The 536-nt window shown below is 43.1% G+C and carries 1 protein-coding gene; it reads left to right on the plus strand.

Annotated elements, in window-relative coordinates:
• Positions 1–44: 44 nt before the first annotated feature.
• A partial coding sequence (locus ACNPNW_RS05510; protein WP_448766677.1) for an HK97 family phage prohead protease occupies positions 45–536 on the plus strand: 492 nt, incomplete at its 3' end.

Raw genomic sequence — 536 nt, forward strand, 5'->3', positions numbered from 1 at the left:
CACCCTTGATCGTGTCGTGAAAGGGCAAACAGGGGGTAAAACCAATGAATCGTGAAGTATTGCGGCATGAATTGAAGACGCTTCAAGCTCGTAATCATCGAAATTTACCAAATGTGGAGATGCGTTTCGTACCTTTACAAGAGTTGGAAATTCGAGTGGAAGAGGGTCAGGACCCAAATGCACCATTTCGTTTTGAAGGCTATGCGGTCAAATGGGAAAGCATCAACTCACATGGTGAAAAATTCGAAAAAGGTGCATTCGCTGACTACATTAATGCAGTCAAAGTAGGTGCTCAACGTTGTCATATGTATTACAACCACGGCTGGAACTTTGTGTATATCAATCCAATCTTTGCAATGCGCATTGGTAAATGGCTTGAACTTACTGAAGATGACATTGGCCTGAAAGTGGTTGGTGAAATTACACCAGGCATGAGTCTTGCCAAAGACGTAGCTGCAATGATTGCGCATAAAACAGTCGATGGATTGTCTATTGCCTTTCGTCAGCCTGATCAGATGGATGTCGAACATTTCGAA

The sequence above is a fragment of the Acinetobacter endophylla genome (genome assembly GCF_053543775.1).